The organism is Vibrio sp. 10N.222.49.C9, from assembly GCF_041474985.1.
GTDB lineage: Bacteria > Pseudomonadota > Gammaproteobacteria > Enterobacterales > Vibrionaceae > Vibrio > Vibrio crassostreae_C.
In genome coordinates this window covers 1-242 of sequence record NZ_JBFRVD010001139.1, presented here as the reverse complement: position 1 = coordinate 242, position 242 = coordinate 1, and the positions used below count along the sequence as shown (strand labels likewise).

At 53.3% G+C, this 242-nt stretch carries 1 protein-coding gene; it reads right to left on the bottom strand.

Translation table 11 applies throughout. The features are described from left to right. Positions 1-242 (bottom strand): aldehyde dehydrogenase family protein (locus tag AB4585_RS27260; RefSeq protein WP_372171868.1); only part of this gene is annotated, 242 nt, incomplete at both ends.

The window sequence follows — 242 nt, the reverse complement described above, 5'->3', positions numbered from 1 at the left end:
GCATCACTGTGCACTTTACCGTGCTCTGTGGAAATTAGGGTGGCCAACTCATCGGCATTTTCCTCAAGCAAGGCTTTAAAACGAAACATCACACGCGCACGCTGTAGCGGTGGCGTATCTTGCCATGCTTGTTGTGCTTGCTTTGCTACATCGACAGTCGCCAATGCCTCTTCGGCGCTAGATAGCTGTACCTGTCCTCGAAGCTCGCCATTGGCTGGGTCAAACAAGTCAGCGGTTCGCCC